Below are 22,844 nucleotides of genomic sequence, written 5' to 3' on the forward strand. Positions count from 1 at the left end.
CCAGCACAGCAATCTGTAAATCCATGAAAATCAAAGGTGGGAGCTGGCTTGCCTGCGATGGCGGTGGGTCAGCTTGCCCTTGTGTTGCTGATATACCGCTATCGCAGGCAAGCCAGCTCCCACAGGGTTTTGCATGGGTCTGAAGTTCACTGTTGTTCATTGATCTCATGCCAACACCTGGCGCATGCGGATCAGGGTCTGGTCCAGGCTGCTCGGCTCGTCGGCGTTCTGGCGCAGGAACGCTTCGATGGCCGCATGGCGGTTGATGGCTTCGTCGGCCAGCGGGTCGCTGCCGGCGGAGTACTCGCCGACGCGGATGAGCATTTCGATTTCGCCGTAGCGCGCCATCAGCTCACGTATGCGCATGGCCAGGCGTTTGTGTTCTTCACCGGCGACCTGCTCCATCAAGCGGCTGCGGCTGCGTAACACGTCCACCGCCGGGAAGTAGTTGCGCTGGGCCAATTCCGCGCTGAGGGCGATATGCCCGTCGAGGATTGAACGGGCTTCTTCGGCCACCGGGTCACTGGCCGCATCCCCTTCCGTCAACACGGTGTACAGCGCGGTGATGCTGCCGGTGGGGCCGGGGCCGGCGCGTTCGAGCAGGCGCGGCAAGGCCGAGAAAAACGACGGCGGATAACCGCGACGGGTGGGCGGTTCGCCCACGGCCAGGCCGATTTCGCGCTGGGCGCGGGCAAAGCGCGTCAGGCTGTCCATCAGCAGCAATACATTGCGGCCCTGGTCGCGGTGGTACTCGGCCAGCGTGGTGGCGACAAACGCCGCACGCACGCGCTCGGCCGCCGGACGATCCGAAGTCGCAACCACTGCCACGGTGCGCGCGCGGGCCTGGGCGTCGAGTTGCACGTCGAGCAGTTCGCGCACTTCCCTGCCTCGCTCGCCGATCAGGCCGATCACAATCACATCGGCTTCGCTGTTGCGGATGATGCTGGCGAGCAACGACGACTTGCCCACGCCCGGCTCACCAAAAATGCCCATGCGTTGGCCCTGGGCCAGGGTCAGCAGGCCGTCGATGGAGCGAATACCCAGCGCCATCGAACGCACGATCAGTTGCCGCGAAAACGGTGCGGGCGGCTCGGCATGCAGGGGGTAACGCTGCAAGGCCAGGGTCGGCGGGACGCCATCGCCGTCGAGAAAATCGCCCATGGGGCTGATCACCCGGCCCAGTTGCGCATCGCCCACGGCAACGCCCAGGGTTTCGCCGGTCGCCGTGATTTGCGTGCGGGTCGACAGGCCTTCCATGGAGCCGATCGGCGACAGAATCGCCTCGTCGCCATCAAAGCCGATCACCTCGGCGCTCAAGCTGCGGCCACTGCCGGGGTCGCGCAGTTGACACAGTTCACCGATGCTCGCACCGGCCACACTGGCGCGCAGCAATACACCGCGAATGCTCAACACGGTGCCGTGCATCGGCCGTGGGCGGGCCTGCGCCAACCGTTCAGTCAGGCGTGGCAGCAGCTGTTGCAGGTTCATGCCACACCTTCTTCGGCAAAGGGCAGCAGGCTGCGGCGCAGGGTTTGCAACTGCGCTTCCAGGCCCAGTTCGACGGACCCGGCTGGGCTGTTGAGGCGCGCCTGACCGGCGCTCAGCTGCTCATCGGCGTCCACGGCAATCGCCAGGCCTTCGTGCTTGAGGCGTTGGCGCAAGGCCTCGACGTCGGTCGGCGGCACCCACAGGGTCAGTGCCTGGTCCTGGCGAAATGCACTCAGGGCCTGGCGGGTGCAACGCACGACGCGGTCGGCGTTGTCCAGCTCACCCAACACCTCGCGCACAATACCCAGGGCCAGGTCGGCCAGCGACGCTTCCAGGCTGCTCAAGTAGTGCTGCACCTGGGATTGGGTCTGCACCAGCAACTGCGCGACTTGTTCGGCGCCTGCCTGGCGCGCGCTTTCAAAACCCTCGGCGCGGGCGGCGTGCAGCCACTGGTCGCTGTCGGCCTTGATCTGTTCGGCCTGTTCCTTCGCGGCTTGCAGAAAGGCAAACCCATCGGTCCACAGCGCTGCTTCTTCAGCACGCAGGATGCGCGCAGTGGGCCGGCTCGGTAATTCACTCATGGGCGTTGTCCTCGGCCGCAAGGCTCGCAGCAGCGGCTTGAACGATTTCCAGGTCGCGGGGCAAGCGTGCGCTGTGCCCCTGTGGGAAGGTGAAGCGCAGGCGCAGCCAGCCCTGCAAATCGGCGTGCTGGGCGTGCAGCCAGGCGGCAACACAGCCTTGGCCGTCGCGGTCGATGGCCTCAATCAGCTCCGATGGCTCGCGCAGCAGGTCTGCGGCGCCGCCAAGTTGGCGCTGCGCCAACGCCTGGCTGAACACCTCGGCACCGAGTCCCTCGCGCAGTTCGTTGACCACCTCACGGCGGATCTCGCGGCTCAGGGTCGAGGCATGCCAGATGGCACCGCACAACCGTGGCAGGCGTGAAAACTGCGCAGGTGACAACAGCAACACCGCCAGGTCGGCGGCGGACGGCGTCACCAGGTGCGCAATCGGCGCCAACTGATAATGGTTGACCAGCAACTGCTCCAGACGCTGACGAAAACGCGGCTGGCCTTGCAGGGCCTGCAGCACTTCATCGGGCAACTCATCGGCGAAACAGGCGCCCAGGCTCGGCCCGCGCACAAACTGCAGCGGCTCGGCGAGCAGCCCCTGCCAGCGCTCAACCAGGCTCATTCACCCTCCTTGAGCACGTACATCGCCTGGGACTGACGCCGCGCCCAGTGTTGGCGAGCCAATACCCCAAGCGCGCCGAGGGCAATCAGCAGCAAGCCGCCAAACATCACGCGTGCCTGCGCCAGGTTGTCTTCCAGCAACCACAGCCCCATGAAGCGCGCCAACCGCGGTTGCGCCGGGTTCTGGCTGATGGCGACGGCGGCCTTGATCGCCGTCACCGAGACGCCGTCGTAGCTCAGGCCGGAAATGCCGTTGGCGACCAGGGTCTTGATCTGCGGGATCAGCGTATTGATGTCGGTGCCCGGGTCGTAGCGCACCAGCACCGAGGCCGACGACGGTGAGATCACGCGCTTGAGCAAGTCGTTGTCGGGCAACACCACGTGCACGCGGGCGGCGACGATGCCGTCGATCTGCGACACCGAGTGCGACAGTTCTTCGCTCAGCGCATAGATCATCTGCGCGCGTTCCTGCACCGGCGACGACACCAGGCCATTGCCCTTGAACACCTCGCCCATGTTGGAAAAGCTCTGTTGCGGCAGGCCGGCGTTGTCGAGCAGCGTCATGGCCTCGGCAAAGCGCTCCTCGTCCACCACCACTTTGAGCTGGCCGTTGTCCTGGGTCTTGCGCTCTGCCGGGATGCCACCGCGCAGCAGCACCGCGACCATGGCGTTGGCATCGCGCTCGCTGAGGTTGGTATAGAGGTCGGTGTTGCACGCCTGCAAGAGGCTGGCGAGCAGGCCGATCAGCAGCAGGCGCAGCGCGCGGTTTGGGCTTGGCATGGCGTTATTGACCCTTGAGCAACGTGTTGGCGGACCCGGAAATCTGCGTCGCACCGCGCACCACCATCTGGGTTTCGATGGAGTAATCGAACATCTTGCCCAGGGAGTGCACGATCTGGTCGACCTGTTGCTCGCCGACTTTTTTGCCCGGCTCGCCCTGCGGCGAAGCACTTGCCGTGCGGATGTCCACCGAGGCCGGCGGCGGCGCCGACGGGTTATTGGTGAGCACGTCGGCGCGTTCGGAAAACGCGCGCGTACGGTCGATGAAACTGTTCATGCGCTCCATCAGGCCCGAGCCGATCTGGTGCGGGCTGGCGCCTTCGGGCATGCCCTTGGCGGTATTGGCCATGTGCTCGAACAGGTTCTGCGAGGCCCCGGCGGGCCCCGCACCGGCGGACGGCGGCAAGGCCGTGGCGCCGGCGGCGAGACTGATAGTCATAGGGGCTCCCTACTCTTCGTCGTCATCGGACATGGCGTCGTTCAGCAGTTCCTGCATCTTCGGCATGATGATGAACTGACCGCCGATGGTGACGGCCTGGGTGATCAACGCGTCGTTGAATTCGGCGTCGCTGGTCTCCGACGGTTTTTCGGCGGCCTTGGCGTTATCCACCGCGGCGTTGAACTTGGCTTCAGGGCTGGCGCCACCGGGGGCGAGGTTGCTGTCTACGGCCGTTACGGACATGGTGCTGCTCCTTTACTGGGTTGGGGTTTCGGTACTGACTTGCGCGCCACGGAACACCCGCACCCCGCGCTCGCGCGCCACCGGGGCGGCCACGACCGTGGGTTGCAGGTGGTCGACATGCTGTTGCACCAGCGCCAGGTACGGCGGCGGGCCGGAAACAAACACTTCATCGCCCTCGGGGCCGTTGCGCATGGAGAGTTGCTGGCCGAACACGTCGAGGGTGTTCAGGTAGGCCTGCAACTGGTCCAGGTTCAGGGCGCTGGCCTTGAACAGCTTGGTGCTGATTTCATCGCTGGCATTGAGGTACAACAGGTTGCCGTCGAAGTACCAGGTCAGGCCGTTGGTGCTGCACAAGGTCTGCAGGAACTCACCGGCGGTGGCCGCGCGGATGGTGCTGCGCGCCTTGCCGCGCACCTTGTCGGAAAGCACCAGCGGCACGTCGAGGTTGTGACCGAATTCTTCCAACGCGCTGCGAACGTCCTGATCGACCAGCACGTAGGCGTAGGGCTGCGAGAACCACGCGGGCTCCTCGGCCGCGTTGGCAAAACCCGCACCGAACAGGCATAGGAGCGCCATCAAAAATATGCTTACATGGCCTGCGCCTTCGCCCGACGAGTTGTGACGATGACCCACAAATTTCTGCTCGCCAGCACCTTGCTGCTGGCTGCCTGCTCCAGCAAACCTGCGACCGATACCGACAAATCCCTGCAACTGGCCAACGACCTGAGCAAGCGCGGCGACTACAGCAGCGCGGCTGCGTTGTACGAGCGCGCCACCCAGCAACCGGGTGCCGGCATTGAGCTGTGGCTCAAGCTCGGCCAGGCCCGGCTCGACGCAAAGGACGCGCTGGGCGCCGAACGCGCCTTCCAGCAGGCGCTGGGGTTTGATGCCCACAACGCCGACGCCCTGCTCGGCCTTGGCACTGCGCAGCTGCAATTGGGCAAGACCCAACGCGCCGTCACGGCGTTGGAGCAGGCTGCCGAGATCAATCACTTGCCGGTGGCCTACACCCGCCTGGGCATTGCCCACGTACTGAATGGTCAGGCCAGTGCCGCACAAACCGCCTTCGCCAAAAGCCTGAGCCTGCAGCCCGACGACCTCGACAGCCGGTGCAACCTGGCCCTGGCTTATGCGCTGGGCGGGCAGCCGCAGCAGGCGCTGGATACCATTGCGCCCGTCACCCAATCGCCGCGCGCATTGCCACGGCATCAGCGCAACGAGCTGTTGGTGATGGTGTTGGCCGGGTATGAGCAGCGGGTGGCCAGCCTTCCCCTTGACGACATCCCTGCCGCAGAACGTGCGCGATTGGTGGTGGAGGCCAAGCGGATCAAGGCGATCAGTGATCCGGTGGCGCAGGCCAAGGAATTGGGGTTGGTGGACCCGCGTTGATCCCGTGGTGATTAAGGGTGTTGTGGTGAACGGGCTGGTTGAGGTGAACGGGGTTGCTGTGGCAAGTGGGCTTGTTGTGGCGAGCGGGCTTGCCCCGCGTTGGGCTGCGAAGCGGCCCCTTGCAGTCTCGCCGCGTTCTTTCAGATAGCACTCAGGGCCTGGTTTTGGGGCTGCTTCGCAGCCCAACGCGGGGCAAGCCCGCTCGCCACAGGAAGTCCGCTTGCCAGAGGAAGCGCGCTCGCCACAGGACTTCGTCAGAACACAGGAAACGTGGCCCTCAACAGTCATTGTTGGCCTCCGGTGGCGCCGGCTTTGGCTTCTTGTTGGTCCTTGCGGCGTTGCAGCTGCTCGCGGTCGAAGCCTTCGATGTAGACCTGCGCGGCGCGGCCAACGGGGGCGGCCATCGCCGGGCCGGTGGTGCGGCCTTGGGTCAGGTCCTGTCTGCGCTCGACCATCTGCATCAAATTCAAATTGTTCGCGCAGCCCAGCGGCAGCGTCGGTTTGAAGTCTTCGTCCAGCCCGATTGCGTCCTTGGCCGCTGGCTGCTGGCACTGGCTCGGCAAGCCATCCGCGCGAAACTCCGGCGCGTAGTACACCGGCGCCAAGTGGGTCTGGCAGCCCATCAGCGCCAGGGGCAAGAGCATCAACACACGCAAAGCAGTCATCGCAGGCCCCCTCATCAATTCATGTAAAAACCGAACGCGCCGCCGCTGCGCGGGCCGCTGGCTGCGGCGGTCGCCGGTTGTGCGTCCAGCGGCGTGGCGAGCGTGCGACTGCGCACCGGCTCGACCAGGTACGGGGTAATCAGGATCACCAGTTCGGTTTCATTGCGCTGGAAACGCTTGGAGCGAAACAGGTTGCCCAGGATCGGCAAGTCGCCAAGCAGCGGCAGCTTCTCGATGTCCTGGCTGCTTTCACGTTGAAACAGGCCGGCAATCGCAAAGGTCTGCCCGCTGCCGACTTCCACCCGCGTGTCGGCGCGGCGCACGCTGAAGGACGGCACATGGAAGTTGCCAAAATCCACGGTGCCGCCACTGACCACGCTGCTGACTTCCGGGCGTACTTGCAGGGCGATGCGACCGTTGGGCAACAGCGTCGGGTTGAACAGCAGCGACACGCCGAACGACTTGTATTCGATGCCCACCAGGTCACGGTTGACCGGCACCGGGATCGCCACTTCGCCACCGGCGAGGAAGCTGGCGGTCTGGCCGGTCATGGCGGTGATATTCGGCTCGGCCAATATCTGCAAAATGCCGTTGGCCTGCAGCGCGTCGAGCATGCCGTCGATGTTCACATTGCCCGAGCCGGTGCCTGCCGTTGCCAGGCCACCGGCCGTTGCCGCTGCCAGGCCGCCGCCAGTGATCAGGCCGAAGGAGAAGGTGCCGTTGCTGAACATCGCGTTCCAGTTCACGCCGTAGTGCAGCAATTCGGAGCGCGAGACTTCGGCAAACCGTACGCGCAGGTTCACCTGGGCCGCGCCTGCGTATTCGGTGGTGTTGATTGCGCTCTGGAAGCCCTGGCCCTGCGGGTTGAGCAGCGCGTTAAGGTCCGTCGCTTCGGCCACCGAACCGACGGTGCCCTTGGCAATCAGGCGGTTGCCGGCGCCGCTGATCTGCGCGCCATTGCCGGGGTGCAAGGCCTGCATCGGCGTGGTCACCGCGGCCGTACCGCTGCTGACCGACAAGGTCAGGCTGGCCAGTTGTTTGCCGTCATTGCCTAGGGCAATCAGGCTGGTAGTGCCTGGCGCCTTGCCGAAAATATAAATCGTGCCCGGCGACACCACCTGCAGGTCGGCCACGTTCGGCTCGGCGACCAGTACCGAATCCACCGGCGCCACAAAATGCAGAATGCGCCCTTCACCGGACGCCAGGTTGATCGAACCTGAGGCCCCGTTGGCAATGTCCTGAGCCTGACTTGCAGTGGCGACCAGAGCCAGCAACAACATACAAAAACGCATCATGAGGCAGACGCCAGGGAGGTGACGGAAGCCGCGGCAGGCGCGCGGCGGTTGGAAATATCGGTGAGGCTGATGGTCACCAGCGCTTGCAGGTTGTACTCGGTGGCCAGCTCGCGGAACGACAGCACCGCCAGCTCCAGTTCACCGCGCAGCACCAGACGGCGCAGGCTGCGCCGCAGCTCCGGGTGCACCAGCAATACCGCGCTGTTGACCTCGCGGGTGTTTTCACAGGCCTGGCGCAGTTGCGCGAGCAAGGCGCGGCTGACGTCTTCGGGGATCAATTCGCGCTGCGGTTCCTGGCGACGCAGGGACGCGCGCAACTGGTCTTCCAGGCCCGGCGCCAGCACCAGTGCACCGATTACCCGGTTACGGTCGGCGTACTGATGGCTGATCTGGCGCGCCAATGCCGCGCGCAAATGTTCGGCCAGCCGCCCGGCATCGGTCTCGCGGGCGCCCCACTCCACCATGGCTTCGAGCAAGGCGCGCTGATTGCGGATCGACACGCCTTCGCCGACCAACAGGCGCAAGGTCTCGGCAACGCGCTGCAAGGGGACCAGGCGCAAGGCTTCCTTGACCAGTTCGCCGTACGTGGCTTCGGTGCGTTCGAGCAGCAGGCGGGTTTCCTGGATGCCGAGGAAGTCGGCGGCATAGCGGCGCAGGCTGCGTTCCAGCACGCCGCGCAAGACTTCGGCGGGCAGCAGGAAACCGATGCCGGCGTTGCGCAGGGTCTCTTCATGCTGGCGCTCGACCCAGTGGGCATTACGGCCGTTGAGCGGCGAGTCGGCTTGCACGGTGGCGATGTCCAGCAGTTGCACATGCACCGGGTCGTCCTGCACAAGCAAACAATTGATCGGCAGTTCGCCTTCGCTTACCGGCACGCCTTCCAGCGACACGCGGAAACTGCCCGGCGTGGCCTTGGCCTCCATGTAGATGCCCGGCACCGGCACATCCACGCCCAGGTCAGTACGGATGTCGTGACACAGCGCTTCGACACGCTGGCGCAGCAACTGGCGCGGCGCGCTCTGGGACACGCCGCTGCCCAGGGTGAGCAGCACGCGAGTATCGGGCAGCAGGTTGTCATCCAGTTCGGCCTGCGCCTCGACCACCGGCTCCGGGGTTTCGGCCAAGGCTTCCAGCTCGCCCTGGGGCTGGCGGGTGTGCCGACGGTACATCACGAACGCTGCGCCGCCAAAGGCTGCGGACAAGCCGAGGAATACCCAGGTCGGAAAACCGGGCAACAGGCCCACACCGATCATGATCAATGCCGTCAGGCCCAGTGCCCGGTAGCTGGCGCCCAGCTGCTTGATGATCTCGCTGCCCAGGTCGCCGGCTTCACCGTCGCTGTTGACCCGCGTGACCACCGTGCCCGCCGCCACCGAAATCAGCAGCGCCGGGATCTGTGCGATCAGGCCGTCACCCACGGTCAGCAGCGAGTAGGTGTGCACCGCCACACCAAACGGCATGTCGCGTTCGATCATGCCGATCAGCATGCCGCCGAGCAGGTTGACCGCCAGAATCACCAGGCCGGCGATGGCGTCGCCTTTGACGAATTTCATCGCGCCGTCCATCGCGCCGAACATCTGGCTTTCGCGCTCCAGGCGCGAACGCCGACGACGCGCTTCGGCCTGGTCGATGTCGCCATTGCGCAGGTCGTTGTCGATGCTCATCTGCTTGCCGGGCATCGCGTCCAGGGTGAAGCGCGCGGCCACTTCCGCTACGCGTTCGGCGCCTTTGGTGATCACCACGAACTGCGCCACGGTGATGATCAAAAACACCACCATGCCGACCACGACCTGGCCGGCGATCACAAAGTCACCGAAGGCCTTGACGATATGGCCGGCGTCGCCGTGCAGCAGGATCAAGCGGGTGGTGGTGATCGACAAGGACAAGCGAAACAGGGTGCTGAGCAGAATCAGCGGCGGCAGCGCGGAGAATTCCACGGAATGGCCGATGTAGAACGCAACGATCAGGATCAGGATGCTCAGGGCAATGTTGAGGCCGATCAGCATGTCCACCAGGTAGGTGGGCAGCGGGATGATCATCATCACAATCGCCATCAGCATGAATGCGACGATGATCACGTCGGTGCGCTGCGCCGCCATGCGCGCCAGGTTGTTCAGGCGGTTGAGGGCACTCATGCGCCGGCCCTGCGCGCAGCCAGGTAGCGTTTAAAGCACTGGCGCGCTTCGTCTTTGCGCTCGCCGTACCACAGCGCGCGGGCGCGCAGCAGCAACAGGCTGGCGGACTCGCCTTCCAGCGCCACCAGACGATCGAGGGCGCCCAGGGCACGGCCGGCGTCGCCGCTGTCGGTGAACGCGAGCACCAGCGAGCGCAGCAACACGCCGTCTTGTGGCGCGACGCTGACGGCGATCAGCAGCATCACCAGCGCGCGCTGGGACTGGCCGTTGCGCCGGTACAGCTCGCCAATGCCTTTGAGCAATTGCACGGCGTCGTCGTTATCGCGGGCCATCAGGCATGTACCTCCGAGCGTTGCTGTTCGAGGGTGCGGCGCATCTCGATCTCTTCGCTGATCAGGTCATGGGCCAGCGCCTTGATGTCCGTCTCGGCATCGAGGGACGGCAGGATGTGTTCCATCACGTGTTCCAGCAGCTCCAGGGAGCGGGCGCTGCCGAACAGCAAGGAGTCAACGCCCGCGGCGCTGGTGAGTGCTTCGAGGTCACTGCGCAGCGAGCGGCGGGTTTGGGTCTTGCGGGTGTTGAGCACTGCTTCGAACGCAGTGGCCTGGCGCGAGTTGACCGGGCGAACGGCTTCGACGGGGGCGCTGCGTGCGTCGCTGGGGATGAGCGGGCGGAGTTCGACTTTCATGCGGGGGCCTGCGAACAGCGTTCATGGCTGAATAGGTACTCTGCCCCAAGATCTCTAGCGCCTGACAGATAGCTTTCGCGGGCAAGCCAGCTCCCACGGGTGGGTTGGGTGCGTTCCATGGGGCCACTCATAAGGTGAAGGTGAAGCGCTCTTCGCCACGGGCGAGGATCACTTGGTTGTTCTCGATGCGCTCCAGCACCCAGTTGTCCGCCAGGGCCGCGCCGGGGTACAGGCGTTTGCCGCTGTCGTTGATCACGTAGGGGTTGGTGCCGAACCACACGGCCTGGAAGCGCACACGCGGGCCTGCGGCGTCGGCGCGTACGCTGACGCGAGGGTTGAGGACGATCTGTTGGCCGTAACGCTCATCGAAGGCTTGTTGCAGGGCCAGCCATTGAGGTTTTTGCGACTGTTCGAAGCTGCCGACGGCACTGAGCTGGCCGTTGGCGTCAGTGACCTTTATTGCATCCAGGTGGGCAGCCTGGAGTTGCTGCTCCAGCCAGGTTTTGGCGTGTTCACGCGATGGTTTTTTCAGCGCAGGCACCTGCGCCGCGACCGCGGCCTGGGTGAGCGGCGTGTCGTTGCGCACCGCCAGCGCCCCCGCACATAAAAACAGCAGGACGATCGCGACAATCCAGGGCGTAAATGTGCGTGTGGCGTCCGAAGGTTTTTCCACCCCCTCAGGCGAGGCCAGGCTGACACCTGCCGCGCCGATACGCAGCTGCAACGGCAGTCGCGCGCGATGGCCGCTGCCGTGGGGAATACGGACATTTTTGCCAAGCACCACATCGCCGCCCAACGCTTCGACTGCCACCTGGCCGCCCTCGAACCGCAGGCGCAGGTGCAGGCCGGCGATGCCGGGATCGCTGAGTACCAGGTCGGCCGCGAGGTCCGCGCCGAGGGTGTAGACAGGCTGGTCGAGCACCAGGGAACTGCCCTGATGCAAACCGCTGGTCACAGTCAGGGTCGGTGCGCCAATACCAGCGACCGGACCCAAGGAAATCAAGGCTGTCATGTTCGGGTTTGCCCCCTTGAGCATGTGCAACGGGGTCAACAATCAGAAGGTGAAAACACTCAGCAGGTAAACGGGCAGCGCCGGCGCCGCCCGTTTTGGCGAATCAGTTCTGCGGACGCTGTTTGGTGGCGTCGAGTTCCGCTTTTTTCGCGGTACTGATTTCAGTGATCTTGGCCGACTTCTCGATAGCCATGTTGAAGGTCGCTTCCATCTTCGCGATAGCGTCGTCGGCGCCGCCGGCTTTTACTGGTGGGACATCAGCCATGTTCATCTCCTTGCATCGATAGGGAAGTTATTCAGTTGCGCAACAGCAAGCTGAAAGTATGCAAACCGGTGAATGCCCAAAACGTCAGACAGTGAGCCTTCGAACCGTCGTTGGTTTGCATGGGCCCCATACTACTCACGATCAAAACGCCTTCGCTGTGAAAGCTTGTGAAACGTTTCGCTTACAGGGTGTGAAAGGTTTGGCTCAACCTGGCAGTGAGAAAAACTCATGCAGCTGAGGCCGTTGAACTTTTTTAAAAAAATCCATACACGCAAAAGACCCAGTGTTTACGGGCCTCTGACGGCATCAATTGAACAGTTTGCGAACTTTCAACCCGTGGTTGAGTGTTCGATTAGGGACGTTCTCACCGCTATTTTCGCGACCACTTCACATTTTTCGCTAATAGCCTTTTGCCCAACTTTGCGGATACTTCCATTTGTAACAAAAGCGACTTGATCATCGCGTTTGATAGCTCGGCGCGAGTGGCCTTAATCCCCGCGAGCAACTAATTGCCTGCGCCGAATTAGTACAGTTGCACTAATAACCGAAATCATTAGTGCGCAGGCCCTGATATATGAAAGAACTTCCAGGTGAACATTTATGCCAGCGATCCCAAGTAGTCGTGACCCTGTTGAAACCCCGGGCACAGACGGCTCGCAGAAAAAATTCGAAACCGCGTTGGGTATGCACAACAGCTGACCGACAGGTGCCGCACCAGCGTTAGTGTGGCAAGCGGCTTCGTTGTGGCGAGCGGGCTTGCCCCGCGTTGGGGCGCGAAGCGGCCCCTCCTACAAACACCGCATTCTTTCAGGCAAACCGCGTAGCCGGTTTTGGGGCCGCTGCGCAGCCCAACGCGGGGCAAGCCCGCTCGCCACAAGCAAGCCCGCTCGCCACAACGGGCCCGCTCGCTGCAACAGGCCTGCTTGCCACGACGAGCCCGCGCCTACAGTTTTAGGTTTGCGGCGTACAGCTGATCGCGCTCAGGTCCAGGTGCCCGTCCTTCAGCGGCGGGCACCAGTAGTACCCGCCCGTCAACGGTTTACTGATGCGATACAGCCCATCCACTATCCCGTCTTCCAGCCCGCTCATACGCCGCAGCTGCGCTTCAAACGCATCAAAGGAATGCCCAAACGCAAGAAACATCAACCCCGCCTGACCGTTCTCGGCCCAAGGCATCGAGCGGCGCACCACGAAGGCTTCCGGGGTGAAACTTTCCTGCGCAGTACGTTTGGTGTGCGCGGATTCGGGTGCGTCGTCCAGCTCTTCGTTATCGCCATGGCGGCGGCCGATGATGTGGTCGCGCTCTTGCGCAGGCAACGCGGCAAAACCGTCGAGGTCGTGCTGCCACTGCTGGATCGCGGCAAAGCTGGCGCCGCTGTCGGTCATCGCGGCTTCGACCGCGGCGTCGTCGTGGGGGTTTTCAGTGCCGTCTTCATAGTCGGTCAAATCGAAACCGGTCTTGTAGCGGAAACCTTCGGTCATCTGCACCAGGCGAAAGGCCGGCGCCAGGGCCTTTTCAACACTGCGACTGCGCAACAGCAGCTCACCGCGATCCACGCCATGCAGCCATACCCACAGCGCCTGCTGAGTGGAGGGGTTATGCGCGCCCGGGCCGCTGACGACAGGGAACGCGCGCAAGCCGTCAATGGTTGCGCCCAGTGCAGTCACCAGCGGCTCACCCAAACCCACCACCGCGGCCGAATCCGTCAACTGCACCAGCGCGTCCAATGCGGTGGGTACGGCTGCCAGGCAATCCACGGCAAAAAACAGATGGCGTGCCTGCAAAGGCACCGGTGCGGCAAGAATGCCCGGCTGGTACTGACTCATGTGAACTCCTTCAAGAAAGCCGCGTAGTTTAACCGCCGCACGCCTGCTTTTGCTCAGGCTTTTCCAGATCACGCGGGGTCCAGACCCAATTGCGCCTTCAGCTGCGTCCAGCCCTTGGGCGTAACCCGTACCGCGCGGGAATCTTTCGAGCGGCGCAACCAACCGGCTTCGCACATCGCGCTGAGCAACTGCACGCCCAACGCCCGGCCAAATGGTTGTAGCAGCACCGGCCAAAGCGCAGCGCCTGAGCCTCGCGACTTTGAGGTTTGAGCGCTATCGCCGACACAGGCGCAATCGCGCTGAGACCGGATTCGCCGCCGGCACCCTCAACACCGCGCGACAAATCGGCTCAGCGCTGGGCGTGGCGCTGGCAGGGACGCTGCTGTAATGCGTCTGGCGCTTGCCACGCAGCCCTCGGATGGGTGACTCTCTAGTCATGTTTTGCAACTATTCCAGGGGTAGCGACATGACCACCAGTAACCTGCTCGCCCAGCTGTTTCCGACCTGCGCCGCCGATATTCCCGAGCAATTTCGCCTGGCGGCGCCCATTGAACAGCGTGATTACTTGGTCGACGGCCAGTTGCAGGTGTGGAACGGCCCTTTGGCCCAGGTACTGAGCCCGGTGCAATTGGGCGATGAGCGCGTGCATATCGGCAGCACGCCACTGCTGGACGCCGACACCGCACTGACCGCCCTCGACGCCGCCGTGCGCGCCTACGACCGAGGCCAGGGCGAATGGCCGACGATGCGCGTGGCCGAGCGCATCCAGCATGTGGAAGCCTTTTTGCGGCGCATGCGCGAACAGCGTGATGCGGTGGTCAAGCTGCTGATGTGGGAGATCGGCAAGAACCTCAAGGACTCGCAGAAAGAATTCGACCGTACCTGCGACTACATCACCGACACCATCAATGCCCTCAAGGAACTCGACCGCCGCAGCAGCCGCTTCGAGCTGGAACAGGACACGCTTGGGCAAATCCGCCGCGTACCGCTGGGCGTGGCGCTGTGCATGGGGCCTTACAACTACCCGCTGAACGAGACCTTCACCACGCTGATCCCGGCGCTGATCATGGGCAACACCGTGGTGTTCAAGCCGGCCAAGCTTGGCGTGCTGTTGATTCGCCCGCTGCTGGAGGCGTTCCGTGACAGCTTTCCGGCCGGGGTGATCAACGTGATCTACGGCAGTGGCCGTGAAACCGTCAGTGCGCTGATGGCCAGCGGCAAGATCGATATCTTCGCGTTCATCGGCACCAACAAGGCTGCCAGCGACTTGAAAAAGCTGCACCCCAAACCACACCGCCTGCGCGCGGCCTTGGGCCTGGACGCGAAAAACCCTGGCATCGTGCTGCCCGAGGTGGACCTGGACAATGCGGTCAACGAAGCCGTCACTGGCTCGCTGTCGTTCAACGGTCAGCGCTGCACTGCGCTGAAAATCCTGTTTGTGCACGCAGATGTCGTCGAGCGCTTTATCGAGAAATTCAACACCAAGCTGGCGACATTGAAGCCAGGCATGCCGTGGGAAGACGGCGTCTCGCTGACGCCGCTGCCGGAAGTCGGCAAGGTCGATTACCTCAACGCGCTGGTGGCCGATGCGGCGCAGCATGGCGCCAAGGTGGTGAATGCCAATGGCGCAACCAGCCGCGGTTCGTTCTTCTACCCGGCGGTGCTGTACCCGGTGAACCCGCAGATGCGCGTGTACCACGAGGAGCAGTTCGGGCCAGTGGTGCCAATCGTGCCTTACCGTGACCTGGGCACGGTGATCGACTACGTGCTGGATTCGGACTTCGGTCAACAACTGAGTATCTTCGGCACCAACGCCGTGGAGGTCGGGCGCCTGGTAGATGTGTTTGCCAACCAGGTGGGCCGTATCAACATCAACGCCCAGTGCCAGCGTGGCCCGGACACGTTCCCGTTCAACGGCCGCAAGAACTCGGCCGAGGGCACGTTGTCGGTACATGACGCATTGCGCGTGTTCTCGATCCGCACGCTGGTGGCGACCAAGTTCCAGGAGAGCAACAAGGCACTGGTCAGCGATATCCTGCGCAACCGTGACTCAAGCTTCTTGACCACCGACTACATTTTCTAACGATGGCGCAGTTCACAATGTGGGAGCGGGCTTGCTCGCGAAAGCGCTGGATCAGTCAACGATGTTTCGACTGACACTGCGCATTCGCGAGCCAGCCCGCTCCCACCCTTTAGACCGCGTTCGCACTGACTACTGAGGCCACGTTTATACCGATGAACCTGCATTTGCCCGCGTTCGCCCGGCGCCTGCTGCGCCCCTTGCTCGACCCCTACCGCCGCTATCGCCATGCCAAGCTGATTCACGCCGTGCGCGTGTCCATCGGTTTGCTGGCCACTATTTTGCTCACCACCGGCATCAACCTGCCGCACGGCGAGTGGGCCTCGGTGACCATGCTGATCGTGATCGGCGGTTTGCAGCACCACGGCAATATCGGCAAAAAGGCTGTGGATCGTGCTTACGGCACCTTGATCGGCGCCAGCGTCGGCTTGTTGCTGGTGGTGCAACAGGCCTATTTCGGCCTGCCGCTGCTGACTTATCTGTTGATGTCGGTGGTGTGCGGGTTCTTTTCCTATCACGCCATCGGCAAGGGCGGTTACATCGCGCTGCTGTCGGCGATCACGGTATTTATCGTGGCGGGGCACGGGGATAATCCGATATCCGACGGCTTGTGGCGCACCGTCGACATTCTGATCGGCATCGTGTTAGCGCTGGCGTTCTCCTTCGCCCTGCCGCTGTACGCGGTGTACTCGTGGCGCTACAACCTGGCCAGCGCGTTGCGTGACTGCGCGCAAATCTATAGCCGAATCATCAGCGGCCAGTCGGTCACCGATGATGAACACTTGAAACTGCTCAACCGCTTGAATGCGGCAATGCTGCAGTTGCGCTCGTTGATGCCGTCGGTGTCCAAAGAAGTGCGCATCTCCATGACCGAACTGGATGCGATTCAACGGCATCTGCGCATGTGCATCAGCACCCTGGAGATTCTCGGCAATACCCGGCCCGACCCGCGCGATGAACAGGCGATGGCGCGGATGCAGGTGATGTTGAAGGCGGAGCACCGGCAGATTCGGGTGCAGTTAGTGGGCATGGCGCGGGCATTGAAGCTGGGGTTTACCGAGCGGCTGGAACGGCCTGCCACGCACACAACGGATGACGAGGCGCTGGAAGCGCCGGTACAGAATGCGCTGGACGGGTATCGGTTATTGACGTTGCAACTGGCGGCGAATGTGGATGCCATGCGCCAGCGGTTGGCCAAGACGGCGAGTCACTGGAAGATTTGACGAGAATGCAAAAGGGACAGCGTACGGTTAAGTAGCGCTGTCCCGACGCACGCTCAAGCATGACGGATGATCAGGTCAGACGGGTGATGCGCACCGAATTGACGATAAAGTCATTGCCACCCTCCGCACCACTGCCGCCGCCTTTGGCCTGGTAGTTATAAAGCACAACTTCCGCACCGCCCATACTGCCGACAAACTCGGCATCCAGCACATACCATTGCTGCCGAGGTATGGAGACTGGGCCTTTGAGGGTTTGCCCAGCCACAAATATAGCCAGGAGCGGATCGTTATAACCCGACTGATTATAAATAGTTGCATCAACCCGATAACGGTGAGCGCTGTTGAAATTACGCACCGCATTGAACAAGACACCCGCGTTCGATGCCGGCCAGAGTGCGGTGACAACTTGAAAGCCTGTGCCTGACATGTAACCACCCGCCGCACCTGCACCGGTACTCCAGGGTCCATAGCTTCCACCCGGAAAGTTGGATACAGCGTCAGTCCACGAATCGTTAATTATGTAGCTCGCTGTTGGAAACACTACGGCTCGCCATTTGTCCGTGCCGCCATCGTAGGCCACTCGAGTCTCAATTTGAAACCTGGAGTTCCTCGGCAGCGCCGTCAAAACATTACGCAGCACTGCCTGATTCACCAGGCCATTTATCGCATCGTGAGTCGTGACCACATAATCCGTCAGCACCTCCTGCGATCGCCCCTCTCCTATCAACGTCATCCATACACGCTGGCCTGCTTTACTTAACGGCCATTGACTCAACGCCAACTGAGCATTGCCCGCGAAGTTGTTCAAGTCGATGACCGTTCCATTGGCTTGATGATTAATTGTGGGTGTCGGCAACAGGGCTGGCGCAATTGCACCGACTGTGACGGTTTGAACGGTTGACTGAGCTGTTCTTCCAGCCCGTTGAATCGAATACTGCAACTGCACCCGGCTATTGACACTGTTATGCAGCACTTGAGCTGCCGTCAGATCGAACACTACGGTGCCACTCGCATGACCACTCAGGGTTGTTTGATATTGACTGCCATCCTGATAAATCCAACTCAGTGTGATGCTGTCCGTGGCGAGCATGCCAGGGTATTTAACCGTCACACCGGTGTTGTATTGAATGGCCAACGGGTCAACTGTCGTCGCTTGCGCAGTGTTTGAAGCGCCGTTGAGTGTTGGGTAGGGCAACACATCGGGAGTCGGTGTGCCTACCACCCTGACCACAGTGGTGCCCGACCGTCCCAGTGGCGAGCCCGTGCCGGTTTGCCACTCAAACCTCAGGCTGACCGTGGCATCCGTCAGCGAGCTGAGCACGTCGTTGCCGATAGGAATGGTCTCCCCTCGCAGGTTTCTGTCGGTGACCGCCGGCAAACGAAGCGTACGGGTTGACTCGCCATACTCGGTCACCTGGGTGATCACCACTGTGAGCACAACGCGGTTGCTCGGGCTCGGTGTCGGCGTCTTGCGCGGCAACGCGACCAGCGCCGCAAATCGTGCCGCGCTGAACTGGTCCAGATCGACGACGGAGGCTTCGACATCGTTGACCGTGAAGATCGGCGGATCAAGCAGGCTGGGGTCCAGTTCGCTGTTGAGGATGTAGGGTCGGGAATAGGCGTACTTCTCGCCGGAGGTGTTGTTCACCACATCGCGCACCATAAATTGCACACCCACCGGGCCGTACGGGTTGCCCGCCTGGATAACCGAAGGGCTGATGAAAACCCTGATCGGCCCCGGCCCGGCAGCCTCGTCGGGGCTGACCACATGGTCAATGGTCGTAGCGCCGTAGGCGACGGTGATGGTGTCGTTCTTGCGGATGTTTTCGTACTTGGTAATCAGGCACCACAGCCCGCTTGTGATATTGGTCGGATTAAGGATCGCACCCGCCGGGAACCCCTCAACCGACAGGATCAAGCCTCTGTGGAATTGTTCGGATGCCCAGAACGTGAGGCCACCGGGACGCTTGGTTTTGACCAGGTAGGTTTCAGGAAGGGAGCGCACCAATTGCCCGCTGGCAGCGCGCTTGACTTGGCCGAACACCGGGAATTCGCCTTCCGGAATTTTGGTCTTGGGGATGGACAGGTTGTAGCGATCAGTCACTTTGGTGACGATGGCCGAGGCCACCGCAATGCTCGAGTCCCGCCAGTAGATCGCGTAAAGATCGTTGACCGTGGCCGCGTACCAGTTCTCGAAGGTAAAGAGCGCATTTGGGTCGGTTTCGCGCTGACCCAGCCCCCACTTCGCGGTTTCCGGGTACAGGGCCTCAGCCAGTGAAACAGACGGATAGACCGAATACGGCGGCGGTGAGAGTTCTTCAGTGGGGGTGGTCATGGCCATCACCTTGCTGGGTTGGGGCGCGCGCAAATGGCGCGACGGGCAAGGTCGATGAAGCGCTTGGGACAGTCATCGAATCTACTGTCAGAACTGACAGTAGCGACAAATGGTAGAGACCGTTTTACGGCGTCAGGGAGCCGCCAGGCCGGCAAGTCGTTGCAAGCGTTAACGAAAAAGGGACAGCCTGCGTTGACGCAGTGCTGTCCCATGCACGTCCTGTGCGTGTTAGGTGAGGCACCAAAGACTTTAAACCGGGACGAAACTCACACTGTCCGAGCCATTATTGACGACCAGTGCTACGCCGGCGGCGGGCGAGAAGGCTATGTTTGCAGCGTTGCTGAACCCGGTGAGGCGTTTAGTAACCTGGTTTGTGTTGGTGTTGATGATGTACACCGAATCGCGATTGGACCCAATGCCGCCAGGGCCCACGCCGCCCACCCAGAGTTCCGGAGCATTCGGGTTTCGCGTGATGCCCCACGCCCAATTGATACCCGTGATTTTCTGGATGATGACGTTACTCATAAGGTCCACAACCAGGACGCCATCAACGTCACTGACATAGGCGTAGCGCGCCGGCGTGCCCGCACTGAAGGCTATTTGCACGGGCCGATTGGTACCGCTGATTCTCGCCACGAGCGCATTGCGGGTACCGGCGCTGATGATATCCAACACCGAGGCTGAAGCGACGAGCACCTGTGTTTGTTCCGGATTGACCGCCACGCCGAACGGGTTCACCCCAACGGAGACCCGACCCAGAACGGCGCCCGAGGCGGCATCATGGACCGACACGAAGGAATTTCGGGTGCAGGCAACAAACAATCGCGAGCCATCCGCCGTAATGGCGAGCCCCGAAAGGTCGTTGCCACCCGCGATCTGAACTGTCGAAAGGATCCTGTACGTGGAGGTATCAATGACGGTGTAACTTGACCCATCAAAATTGCCCACATACAGACGCCGGTTGTCTGGACTGAGCACCGACAGAAACGCCGAGTTCACATTGAAGAGGGTGTAAATGACTTTACGCGCCTTGATATCAATCACTGAAACCGAATGGCTAAACTGACAGGTTACAAAAGCCCGCAGCCCATCGCTGGTGATACTGATCCCGTGGGGGGCCATCCCGACATCCACAGTTTCGGTCAACCCGCCGCCCTGGGCTTGAAACGTCAGCTCCTGAATAGCCGAAGATTGTGTCTTGGTCCCCGTCGTCACCTCATAAGACAGCTTGATGAGCTGACCTGGGCTTTGCGCGAGGATTTGGGCGCTGATGGAAAACAGCACCAGGCCGCTGCTGACCCCGGCCTGCACAGGAATACTGGCGACAGTGCCATCGGCAAAGGTCCATTTGAGCCTGATTATCTGCGCCTCAGTCATGCCCTGATACGTCACGGCCACAACGGCGCCACTCGGATAGTTGCTGGCGAGGACAATCTGGGGCCCCGTTTTGTTATCGAAAGCCGGCGCCAGCAGCCGCAACGCTGGCGTACCGACCACTTGAACCACACTGGTGCCGGAGCGATTGAGCACCACTCCCCCAGCGGTTTGCCACTCAAAGCTCAGGCTGATCTTGGCCTCCATCAACGAGCTGAATACGCCGTTGCCGATGGGAATGCTCTCGCCCCGCAGGTTTCTGTCGGTCACCGCCGGCAAGCGAATTGTTCGGGTTGACTCGCCGTACTCGGTAACCTGGGTGATCACCAATATGAGCACCACGCGGTTGCTCGGGCTCGGCGTCGGCGTCTTGCGCGGCAAGGTGACCAGCGCCGCGAAATGTGCCGCGCTGGACAGATCCAGATCAACAATGGAGGCTTCGACGTCGTTGACCGTGAAGATCGGCGGGTCCAGCAGGTTGGGGTCCAGTTCACTGTTGAGGATGTAGGGCCGCGAATAGGCGTACTTCTCGCCGGAGGTGTTGTTCACCACATCGCGCACCATAAACTGCACGCCTACCGCGCCGTACAGGTTGCCCGCCTGGATAACCGACGGGCTGATAAAAACCCGGATCGGCCCCGGCCCGGCAGCCTCGTCGGGGCTGACAACATGGTCGATGGTCGTGGCGCCGTAGGCGACGGTGATGGTGTCGTTCTTGCGGATGTTTTCGTACTTGGTAATCAGGCACCACAACCCGCCGGTAATGTTGCCGGGATTGAGGATCGAACCCGCCGGGAACCCCTCAACCGACAGGATCAAGCCTCTGTGGAATTGCTCCGCAGCCCAGAACGTAAGGCCTCCGGGACGCTTGGTTTTGACCAGGTAGGTCTCAGGAAGGGAGCGCACCAATTGACCGCTGGCAGCGCGCGTGACCTGGCCGAACACCGGGAATTCACCTTCCGGAATCTTGGTCTTGGGGATGGCCAGGTTGTAGCGATCAGCCACCTTGGTGACGACAGCCGAGGCCACCGCAATACTCGAATCGCGCCAGTAGATCGCGTAAAGATCGTTGACGGTGGCCGCGTACCAGTTCTCGAAGGTAAAGAGCGCGTAGGGGTCGGTTTCGCGCTGGCCCAGGCCCCAGGTCGCGGTTTCCGGGTAAAGCGCCTCAGCCAATCGGACAGCAGGGTAGACCGAATAAGGGGGTGGAGACAGTTCTTCAGTGGGAGTGGTCATGGCCATACCTTGCTGGTTTAGCGCGCTGAAACGGCGCGACGGGCAAGGTGAATGAGGCGCTTGGGGCACTCATCGAATCTACTGTCAGAACTGACAGTGGCGACGAATGGTAGGCTTGCAGGAAAAATCCGACAGGCAACAACAGGATCGACAATCTGTTGTTACCCACCCATTTTCTTACATTTTTTTCACGATTTATTCACATCCGCAGACGTAGGGTGAAGCCTCATCCGTTACAAACGTTGCACATCAAGCCCGCCGCCCCAGCGGGCTTTTTTTTGCCCTGAATAAAGGCTTATCGCGCAGCCTTGGTCGCGGGCGCAACCGCTTGTTCACGAATGGCGCGCTGGGTATCCAGCACCTTGGCCAACGCGGTTTCAGCCTCAGCGCTTTGCTGCGGCACACGAATCGCGGCCGACACCAGGGTGATCAACTTGGCCATTACCTCGGCGTCCGTGGCCGGGCGGCCCAGGCTCATGGAGTTCATCAGCAGGCGCAGTTCCGTCCCCGCCATCACCCCGGAAATCGCCTTGAGGGCAAATTGCAGGCGCACGCCAAGCTCATTGCGGGGCAGGTCCGGCAAGGCCAGCGCAAACGCTTCGAAAAAACGCTGAAAAACCGGCTGGTAATGAACCTTGAGGTATTCCTGGATAAACGGCGAGGTGTCGCTGTAAACCCGACCCAGGAAGCGAATGAATGAGCGCCCTTCCCCGCTGGCCGGGTCACTGCGCTCCAGGCCCATGGCCGGGGCGAACAACACGCCAAGCAAGGTATCGCAATCGAGGGGCCCATCGGATTCGGCTTCACAGCGCGCGAGCAGTTCCAGGCGCTGCTCGTTAAGCGGCTCCAGGCGCTGCATCAGCAGGGTTTTCATCAGGGAATCCTTGTCCCCGAAGTGATAGTTCACGGCGGCCAGGTTCACCTGGGCGCGCTCGGTAATCTGCCGGAGCAGAACGGCGTCGTAGCCGTACTTGATGAAGAGAGCCTCTGTCGCATCCAGCAGTCGAGTCTTGGTAACGTTTGGAGCGCTGAGTTTCTTCGCGACCATAGGAGTTCCACGGGGGAAATATTGTTTTAAAAAATAATTTGATTTTTTATACCGGGGCGGCCCTTCGAAAGCAAGTACTGACACTGCGCTATCCATCTAAAAGCCTGTATAACCGGGACTTCTGCGACTCGC

Annotated in this window: 22 protein-coding genes; 3 read left to right on the plus strand and 19 right to left on the minus strand. The window is 61.9% G+C overall.

All coding sequences use genetic code 11. The annotated features are described in order from the left end of the window. Positions 1 to 165: 165 nt before the first annotated feature. The 7 genes from ABWL43_RS17505 to ABWL43_RS17535 are packed head-to-tail and all read right to left on the minus strand — an operon-like array spanning position 166 to position 4,716. Positions 166 to 1,488 carry a FliI/YscN family ATPase gene (locus tag ABWL43_RS17505; RefSeq protein ID WP_404483300.1) on the minus strand — a complete coding sequence of 441 codons (1,323 nt, stop codon included), beginning with the start codon at positions 1,486 to 1,488 and terminating at the stop codon, positions 166 to 168. Then, on the minus strand, positions 1,485 to 2,069 hold the full coding sequence (sctL, locus tag ABWL43_RS17510) for a type III secretion system stator protein SctL (protein WP_242199432.1): 585 nt from the start codon (positions 2,067 to 2,069) through the stop codon (positions 1,485 to 1,487). The genes ABWL43_RS17505 and sctL overlap by 4 nt, the downstream gene beginning before the upstream one ends. Next, entirely contained in the window at positions 2,062 to 2,679 is a 618-nt protein-coding gene (locus ABWL43_RS17515) for a type III secretion protein (protein WP_404483302.1), read from the minus strand. The genes sctL and ABWL43_RS17515 overlap by 8 nt, the downstream gene beginning before the upstream one ends. Next, the gene (gene sctJ, locus ABWL43_RS17520; protein WP_106578752.1) at positions 2,676 to 3,458 is read right to left on the minus strand and encodes a type III secretion system inner membrane ring lipoprotein SctJ; all 783 of its coding nucleotides are present in this window, start codon (positions 3,456 to 3,458) and stop codon (positions 2,676 to 2,678) included. Before sctJ ends, ABWL43_RS17515 begins: the two co-directional genes overlap by 4 nt. A gap of 4 nt (positions 3,459 to 3,462) precedes the next feature. Next, positions 3,463 to 3,897 (minus strand): hypothetical protein, encoded by a 435-nt coding sequence (locus ABWL43_RS17525; protein WP_145164086.1) that lies wholly within the window; start codon positions 3,895 to 3,897, stop codon positions 3,463 to 3,465. A 9-nt stretch (positions 3,898 to 3,906) separates the two neighbouring features. Further along, positions 3,907 to 4,140, minus strand: coding sequence for a hypothetical protein (locus ABWL43_RS17530; RefSeq protein WP_404483304.1), 234 nt, complete (start codon positions 4,138 to 4,140; stop codon positions 3,907 to 3,909). 12 nt (positions 4,141 to 4,152) lie between these two features. Further along, positions 4,153 to 4,716 carry a type III secretion protein gene (locus ABWL43_RS17535; protein WP_119739907.1) on the minus strand — a complete coding sequence of 188 codons (564 nt, stop codon included), beginning with the start codon at positions 4,714 to 4,716 and terminating at the stop codon, positions 4,153 to 4,155. A 48-nt stretch (positions 4,717 to 4,764) separates the two neighbouring features. Between ABWL43_RS17535 and ABWL43_RS17540 the strand changes: the two genes are divergently transcribed. Continuing rightward, the gene (locus ABWL43_RS17540) at positions 4,765 to 5,529 is read left to right on the plus strand and encodes a tetratricopeptide repeat protein (protein WP_369303175.1); all 765 of its coding nucleotides are present in this window, start codon (positions 4,765 to 4,767) and stop codon (positions 5,527 to 5,529) included. Positions 5,530 to 5,813: 284 nt separating this feature from the next. Here the strand turns inward: ABWL43_RS17540 and ABWL43_RS17545 are convergent, their stop codons facing one another. The 9 genes from ABWL43_RS17545 to ABWL43_RS17585 form a co-directional block, all read right to left on the minus strand. Beyond that, positions 5,814 to 6,194, minus strand: coding sequence for a hypothetical protein (locus ABWL43_RS17545; protein WP_106578757.1), 381 nt, complete (start codon positions 6,192 to 6,194; stop codon positions 5,814 to 5,816). 14 nt (positions 6,195 to 6,208) lie between these two features. Beyond that, complete coding sequence (locus ABWL43_RS17550) at positions 6,209 to 7,489, minus strand: type II and III secretion system protein family protein (protein WP_404483307.1); 1,281 nt, start codon at positions 7,487 to 7,489, stop codon at positions 6,209 to 6,211. Next, positions 7,486 to 9,624 carry a type III secretion system export apparatus subunit SctV gene (sctV, locus tag ABWL43_RS17555; RefSeq protein WP_404483309.1) on the minus strand — a complete coding sequence of 713 codons (2,139 nt, stop codon included), beginning with the start codon at positions 9,622 to 9,624 and terminating at the stop codon, positions 7,486 to 7,488. The genes ABWL43_RS17550 and sctV overlap by 4 nt, the downstream gene beginning before the upstream one ends. Beyond that, positions 9,621 to 9,956, minus strand: coding sequence for a tetratricopeptide repeat protein (locus tag ABWL43_RS17560; protein ID WP_404483311.1), 336 nt, complete (start codon positions 9,954 to 9,956; stop codon positions 9,621 to 9,623). Before ABWL43_RS17560 ends, sctV begins: the two co-directional genes overlap by 4 nt. Next, entirely contained in the window at positions 9,956 to 10,312 is a 357-nt protein-coding gene (locus ABWL43_RS17565) for a hypothetical protein (RefSeq protein ID WP_404483313.1), read from the minus strand. The genes ABWL43_RS17560 and ABWL43_RS17565 overlap by 1 nt, the downstream gene beginning before the upstream one ends. Before the next feature lie 127 nt (positions 10,313 to 10,439). After that, on the minus strand, positions 10,440 to 11,324 hold the full coding sequence (locus tag ABWL43_RS17570; protein ID WP_404483315.1) for an FHA domain-containing protein: 885 nt from the start codon (positions 11,322 to 11,324) through the stop codon (positions 10,440 to 10,442). 103 nt (positions 11,325 to 11,427) lie between these two features. Beyond that, positions 11,428 to 11,589, minus strand: coding sequence for a hypothetical protein (locus tag ABWL43_RS17575; RefSeq protein ID WP_016969018.1), 162 nt, complete (start codon positions 11,587 to 11,589; stop codon positions 11,428 to 11,430). A 951-nt stretch (positions 11,590 to 12,540) separates the two neighbouring features. Then, a complete protein-coding gene (locus ABWL43_RS17580) occupies positions 12,541 to 13,416 on the minus strand; it encodes a Dyp-type peroxidase (RefSeq protein WP_145164068.1) in 876 nt (291 codons plus the stop codon). Positions 13,417 to 13,484: 68 nt separating this feature from the next. Next, a complete protein-coding gene (locus ABWL43_RS17585) occupies positions 13,485 to 13,643 on the minus strand; it encodes a hypothetical protein (RefSeq protein WP_404483318.1) in 159 nt (52 codons plus the stop codon). A 239-nt stretch (positions 13,644 to 13,882) separates the two neighbouring features. On the opposite strand from ABWL43_RS17585, the gene ABWL43_RS17590 reads away from it, so the two are divergent. Beyond that, the gene (locus ABWL43_RS17590) at positions 13,883 to 15,499 is read left to right on the plus strand and encodes an NADP-dependent glyceraldehyde-3-phosphate dehydrogenase (RefSeq protein ID WP_404483320.1); all 1,617 of its coding nucleotides are present in this window, start codon (positions 13,883 to 13,885) and stop codon (positions 15,497 to 15,499) included. Positions 15,500 to 15,657: 158 nt separating this feature from the next. Beyond that, on the plus strand, positions 15,658 to 16,719 hold the full coding sequence (locus tag ABWL43_RS17595; protein WP_404488444.1) for an FUSC family protein: 1,062 nt from the start codon (positions 15,658 to 15,660) through the stop codon (positions 16,717 to 16,719). Between the two features lie 70 nt (positions 16,720 to 16,789). Here the strand turns inward: ABWL43_RS17595 and ABWL43_RS17600 are convergent, their stop codons facing one another. The 3 genes from ABWL43_RS17600 to ABWL43_RS17610 form a co-directional block, all read right to left on the minus strand. After that, a complete protein-coding gene (locus ABWL43_RS17600; protein WP_404483322.1) occupies positions 16,790 to 19,054 on the minus strand; it encodes a hypothetical protein in 2,265 nt (754 codons plus the stop codon). Between the two features lie 249 nt (positions 19,055 to 19,303). Then, complete coding sequence (locus tag ABWL43_RS17605; protein WP_404483324.1) at positions 19,304 to 21,664, minus strand: YncE family protein; 2,361 nt, start codon at positions 21,662 to 21,664, stop codon at positions 19,304 to 19,306. A gap of 295 nt (positions 21,665 to 21,959) precedes the next feature. Continuing rightward, positions 21,960 to 22,712 carry a TetR/AcrR family transcriptional regulator gene (locus ABWL43_RS17610; RefSeq protein WP_145164059.1) on the minus strand — a complete coding sequence of 251 codons (753 nt, stop codon included), beginning with the start codon at positions 22,710 to 22,712 and terminating at the stop codon, positions 21,960 to 21,962. Positions 22,713 to 22,844 lie beyond the last annotated feature (132 nt).

Source organism: Pseudomonas sp. HT11 (assembly GCF_044875395.1).
GTDB lineage: Bacteria > Pseudomonadota > Gammaproteobacteria > Pseudomonadales > Pseudomonadaceae > Aquipseudomonas.

Excerpts from the sequence above, each read along its gene's own strand:
- ABWL43_RS17505 (WP_404483300.1), bottom strand. The coding sequence starts at position 1,488 with ATGAACCTGCAACAGCTGCTGCCACGCCTGACTGAACGGTTGGCGCAG.
- sctL (WP_242199432.1), bottom strand. The coding sequence starts at position 2,069 with ATGAGTGAATTACCGAGCCGGCCCACTGCGCGCATCCTGCGTGCTGAA.
- ABWL43_RS17515 (WP_404483302.1), bottom strand. The coding sequence starts at position 2,679 with ATGAGCCTGGTTGAGCGCTGGCAGGGGCTGCTCGCCGAGCCGCTGCAG.
- sctJ (WP_106578752.1), bottom strand. The coding sequence starts at position 3,458 with ATGCCAAGCCCAAACCGCGCGCTGCGCCTGCTGCTGATCGGCCTGCTC.
- ABWL43_RS17525 (WP_145164086.1), bottom strand. The coding sequence starts at position 3,897 with ATGACTATCAGTCTCGCCGCCGGCGCCACGGCCTTGCCGCCGTCCGCC.
- ABWL43_RS17530 (WP_404483304.1), bottom strand. The coding sequence starts at position 4,140 with ATGTCCGTAACGGCCGTAGACAGCAACCTCGCCCCCGGTGGCGCCAGC.
- ABWL43_RS17535 (WP_119739907.1), bottom strand. The coding sequence starts at position 4,716 with ATGGCGCTCCTATGCCTGTTCGGTGCGGGTTTTGCCAACGCGGCCGAG.
- ABWL43_RS17540 (WP_369303175.1), top strand. The coding sequence starts at position 4,765 with ATGACCCACAAATTTCTGCTCGCCAGCACCTTGCTGCTGGCTGCCTGC.
- ABWL43_RS17545 (WP_106578757.1), bottom strand. The coding sequence starts at position 6,194 with ATGACTGCTTTGCGTGTGTTGATGCTCTTGCCCCTGGCGCTGATGGGC.
- ABWL43_RS17550 (WP_404483307.1), bottom strand. The coding sequence starts at position 7,489 with ATGATGCGTTTTTGTATGTTGTTGCTGGCTCTGGTCGCCACTGCAAGT.
- sctV (WP_404483309.1), bottom strand. The coding sequence starts at position 9,624 with ATGAGTGCCCTCAACCGCCTGAACAACCTGGCGCGCATGGCGGCGCAG.
- ABWL43_RS17560 (WP_404483311.1), bottom strand. The coding sequence starts at position 9,956 with ATGGCCCGCGATAACGACGACGCCGTGCAATTGCTCAAAGGCATTGGC.
- ABWL43_RS17565 (WP_404483313.1), bottom strand. The coding sequence starts at position 10,312 with ATGAAAGTCGAACTCCGCCCGCTCATCCCCAGCGACGCACGCAGCGCC.
- ABWL43_RS17570 (WP_404483315.1), bottom strand. The coding sequence starts at position 11,324 with ATGACAGCCTTGATTTCCTTGGGTCCGGTCGCTGGTATTGGCGCACCG.
- ABWL43_RS17575 (WP_016969018.1), bottom strand. The coding sequence starts at position 11,589 with ATGGCTGATGTCCCACCAGTAAAAGCCGGCGGCGCCGACGACGCTATC.
- ABWL43_RS17580 (WP_145164068.1), bottom strand. The coding sequence starts at position 13,416 with ATGAGTCAGTACCAGCCGGGCATTCTTGCCGCACCGGTGCCTTTGCAG.
- ABWL43_RS17590 (WP_404483320.1), top strand. The coding sequence starts at position 13,883 with ATGACCACCAGTAACCTGCTCGCCCAGCTGTTTCCGACCTGCGCCGCC.
- ABWL43_RS17600 (WP_404483322.1), bottom strand. The coding sequence starts at position 19,054 with ATGACCACCCCCACTGAAGAACTCTCACCGCCGCCGTATTCGGTCTAT.
- ABWL43_RS17605 (WP_404483324.1), bottom strand. The coding sequence starts at position 21,664 with ATGACCACTCCCACTGAAGAACTGTCTCCACCCCCTTATTCGGTCTAC.
- ABWL43_RS17610 (WP_145164059.1), bottom strand. The coding sequence starts at position 22,712 with ATGGTCGCGAAGAAACTCAGCGCTCCAAACGTTACCAAGACTCGACTG.